Below are 4208 nucleotides of genomic sequence, written 5' to 3'. Positions count from 1 at the left end.
CACGCAGCGCACCTTCTCGCGGGCGACCTACCGGATCACTCCCACTCGATCGTGCCCGGCGGTTTGCTCGTCACGTCGAGCACCACGCGGTTGACCTCGCGCACCTCGTTCGTGATGCGGTTCGAGATGCGGGCGAGCACGTCGTACGGCAGGCGTGTCCAGTCGGCGGTCATCGCGTCTTCCGACGAGACCGGGCGCAGCACGATCGGGTGGCCGTAGGTGCGACCATCGCCCTGCACGCCGACCGAGCGCACATCGGCCAGCAGCACGACCGGGCACTGCCAGATCTCGCCGTCGAGACCGGCGCGGGTCAGCTCCTCGCGAGCGATCGCGTCGGCATCGCGCAGAATCTCGAGCCGGTCAGCGGTGACCTCACCGACGATCCGGATGCCGAGCCCGGGCCCCGGAAACGGCTGGCGTCCGACGATCACCTCGGGCAGGCCGAGTTCGCGGCCGATCGCACGGACCTCGTCCTTGAACAGGGTGCGGAGGGGCTCGACGAGCTCGAACTGCAGGTCTTCGGGCAGGCCGCCGACGTTGTGGTGCGACTTGATGTTCGCGGTGCCGGTGCCGCCGCCGGATTCGACGACGTCGGGATACAGGGTGCCCTGCACGAGGAAGCGGATCGGCTCTCCGTCGGCGGCCGCCTCCTCGACGAGCGCCTTCTCGGCCGCCTCGAACGAGCGGATGAACTCGCGCCCGATGATCTTGCGCTTCTGCTCCGGATCGGACACACCGGCCAACGCGGAAAGGAACTGCTCGCGCGCGTCGATCGTGACCAGGCGCACACCCGTGGAGGCGACGTAGTCCTGCTCGACCTGCTCGCGCTCGCCCTTGCGCAGCAGGCCGTGGTCCACGAAGATGCACACCAGCTGGTCGCCGACCGCTTCGTGCACGATCGCGGCGGCCACGGCGGAGTCGACTCCGCCCGACAGCCCGCAGATCACGCGGCCGGCGCCGACCTGCTCGCGGATGCGGGCGACCTGCTCGGCGATGACGTTGCCGCTGTTCCAGTCGGCCGGAAGGCCCGCCGCCTGATGCAGGAAGTTCTCGATCACACGCTGCCCGAAGTCGGTGTGCTTGACCTCGGGGTGCCACTGCACTCCGTACATGCGCCGCTCGTCGCTGCCGAACGCGGCGACCGGCGTGACCGAAGTCGAGGCCAGAACCTCGAACCCGGAAGGGGCCTTCGAGACCTGGTCGCCGTGGCTCATCCACACGTTCTGCGCGGCCGGCTGGCCGGCCAGCAGGATCCCGCCGTCACCCACCAGGGCGGCATCCGTCGCTCCGTATTCACGCAGACCGGTGTTGGCGACCTCGCCGCCGAGCGCCTGCGCCATCACCTGGAAGCCGTAGCAGATGCCGAGCGTCGGCACGCCGAGGTCGAAGACGCCGGGATCGAGCCCCGGCGCACCGGGCTCGTACACCGACGACGGACCGCCGGAGAGGATCAGCCCGACCGGATTCTTCGCAGCGATCTCGGCGGCGGTGGCGGTGTGCGGCACGATCTCGCTGTAGACGCCGGCCTCGCGGACGCGGCGCGCGATGAGCTGGGCGTACTGCGCTCCGAAATCGACGACCAGCACGGGCCGCTGACTCGTCTCGGTCTGCGCAGTCAGCGGGTGCTGCGTCAACGCTCGTTCTCCGCGGGGACGGCCTGGGTCAAAGACGAGTGCTCGGGGCGGGAGTGAAGTTCGACGTCTTCGCGGGTCTTCAGGTACGCGCGCACTTCGCGGGCGACGCGCACCTCGAGGAAGAACGACAGGAACGGGATGATGCCGCCCAGCGCGAGCAGCAGGAAGCGCAGGAACGGCCAGCGCATCAGGCTCCACACGCGGAAGCACGCGAACAGGTAGACGACGTAGAACCAGCCGTGCGTGACGAGGATGCCGAGCGAGAGGTTCAGGCCGTCGCCGGTCGATTCGTGCCCGTTCGGGCCCTCGACCACCGGCGCGAACCACAGGAAGCCGCCCGAGCCGCCGAGGAACAGCTCATACCCGAACGCGTACTTCACGACCATCTCGGCGCACAGCAGCAGCAGCATCGTGCCTGTGACGACCGAGCAGACCTGGTAGAACCTCAGCGCCCCGCGGATAGCCGGGAACGAGGCGAGTTTCGGGGCCGGCGACATGCGACCAGTCTACCGGGGACATCCGCCGCCCGGCGGAGGGTCAGGATGCCGCGGCCTCGGCCTCTTCGAACTCTTCGAGCTCGCGCTCCCAGGCGTCGCGTGCGAGACGGTACCAGAGGTAGAAGGCGAAGCCGGCGAAGATCGCCCACTCGATCGCATAGAAGATGTTGAGCCAGTTCACCGGGGAGCTCTCTGCGGGGGCGGGTGAGGAGATCGGGTCGAGCGACCCCTGGGGCGCCTCCGAAGCCACATAGGCCCGATACACGTCGAGACCCTCGATGTCGTGCCATCGCGAGAGCAGCGCGGCCGGCGACATGCGGGTCAGCGTCAGCGGATCGCCGGTCTTCGGCGGGAGCACCGGGCCCTCGTCCGAGATGAGACGCCCAGTGATCGCGAGCGGGATGTCGGCCGCACCGGGGGTCGCGGCATCCTGATTCAGCTGATCGATCGCAGCGAGCGCATCGTCCTGCGTGGCCGCCCACCCGATCGCGACGGCGACCGACGTCGGCTGAGCGGCTTGGTCGTCCGTGACTCGCAGCTGCCCGGTGACCCAGTACCCCTCGACGCCGTCGTTGAAGCGGGACGAGACCACGATGAAGTCGCCCGGCACCCACGTGCCGTTCACGGTGACCCGCTGCCCGACGAGCGGCTCGGCGACGTACTCGCCCGGCGCGGCGACCTCGTCGAGCGGCTGCACCTGCTCGGTCGCACCCGGCGGCGTCGGATCGGTGTCGATCGCACGGCCGAGCTGCCACTGTCCGAGCCAGGCGAAGACCCCCGCCACGACCAGGCACAGCGCGAGCAGCGCGATCCACCGCGGCCGCAGCATGACCTCGCGCAGTGTGGGGGGGAAGACCTCCGGCAGCGCGTCGAGAGGGACGGGGTTGGAAGAGCTCATCCCGCGCTGTACGGTGCGACCACGACATCGACCCGCTGGAACTCCTTGAGGTCGGAGTACCCGGTTGTGGCCATGGATTTCTTGAGCGCGCCGATGAGGTTCGCCGTGCCGTCGGCGACGGGGGCCGGCCCGTACAGCACCGACTCGAGGGTCGTGACCTGCTCGACGCTGACGCGGTGGCCGCGGGGCAGCTTCGGGTGGTGCGACTCCGGGCCCCAGTGGTAGCCGCGACCGGGGGCATCGGTCGCGCGGGAGAGCGCGACGCCGAGCATGACGGCATCCGCGCCCATCGCCAGCGCCTTGACGATGTCGCCCGAGGTGCCCACGCCGCCGTCAGCGATCACGTGCACATAGCGTCCGCCCGACTCGTCGAGGTAGTCGCGCCGAGCGCCGGCGACATCCGACACGGCGGTGGCCATCGGGGCGTGGATGCCGAGCGTGGCGCGCGTGGTCGACGCCGCTCCCCCGCCGAAGCCGACGAGCACACCCGCCGCACCGGTGCGCATCAGGTGCAGTGCGGCCGTGTAGGTGGACGCGCCCCCGACGATGACCGGGACGTCGAGGTCGTAGATGAACTTCTTGAGGTTCAGCGGCTGGTCCACCGACGAGACGTGCTCGGCTGAGACCGTGGTGCCGCGGATCACGAACAGGTCGACGCCGGCCGCGACGACCGTCTCGTACAGCTGCTGCGTGCGCTGCGGCGTGAGAGCGCCGGCGACGGTGACCCCGCCGGCGCGGATCTCGGCGAGGCGATCGCGCACGAGCTCGGGCTTGATCGGCTCGGCGTAGAGCTCCTGCATCCGCTGCGTCGCCATCGCGTCATCGAGTGCGGCGATCTCGGCCAGGTAGGGCTCCGGGTCGTCGTAGCGGGTCCACAGGCCCTCGAGATCCAGCACGCCCAGGCCGCCGAGCTGTCCCAGCATGATCGCCGTCCGGGGACTCACGACCGAGTCCATCGGGGCGCCGAGCACGGGAATCGCGAACGGGAAGGCGTCGATCGTCCAGGCGGTCGAGACGTCCTCGGGATTGCGGGTGCGCCGAGACGGCACGACAGCGATGTCGTCGAACGTGTAGGCGCGACGCGCACGCTTCGCGCGACCGATCTCGATCTCCATGCTCACCTGTTCAGCCTACCCGGCGGCATCGGGGTCGCTCGGCTCCCGGTCATGGTCGGCGCCG

4 protein-coding genes are annotated in these 4208 nt (G+C 69.9%); all 4 read right to left on the bottom strand.

The window, feature by feature from the left end:
* Positions 1–35 precede the first annotated feature (35 nt).
* Genes guaA through QZV84_RS06555 form a run of 4 tightly spaced genes read right to left on the bottom strand, consistent with a single transcriptional unit; the run spans position 36 to position 4144 of the window.
* Complete coding sequence (guaA, locus tag QZV84_RS06570; RefSeq protein ID WP_292827142.1) at positions 36–1619, bottom strand: glutamine-hydrolyzing GMP synthase; 1584 nt, start codon at positions 1617–1619, stop codon at positions 36–38.
* Between the two features lie 11 nt (positions 1620–1630).
* Complete coding sequence (locus tag QZV84_RS06565; protein ID WP_292827136.1) at positions 1631–2131, bottom strand: DUF3817 domain-containing protein; 501 nt, start codon at positions 2129–2131, stop codon at positions 1631–1633.
* Positions 2132–2171: 40 nt separating this feature from the next.
* Positions 2172–3029, bottom strand: coding sequence for an SURF1 family cytochrome oxidase biogenesis protein (locus tag QZV84_RS06560; protein ID WP_292827133.1), 858 nt, complete (start codon positions 3027–3029; stop codon positions 2172–2174).
* The gene (locus QZV84_RS06555) at positions 3026–4144 is read right to left on the bottom strand and encodes a GuaB3 family IMP dehydrogenase-related protein (RefSeq protein WP_292827139.1); all 1119 of its coding nucleotides are present in this window, start codon (positions 4142–4144) and stop codon (positions 3026–3028) included. Before QZV84_RS06555 ends, QZV84_RS06560 begins: the two co-directional genes overlap by 4 nt.
* Positions 4145–4208: the final 64 nt, after the last annotated feature.

The sequence above is a fragment of the Microbacterium sp. genome, from assembly GCF_011620715.1.
Lineage (GTDB): Bacteria > Actinomycetota > Actinomycetes > Actinomycetales > Microbacteriaceae > Microbacterium.
Note: the sequence above shows the minus strand (reverse complement) of the source record. Positions and strands in the feature narration are given on the sequence as shown.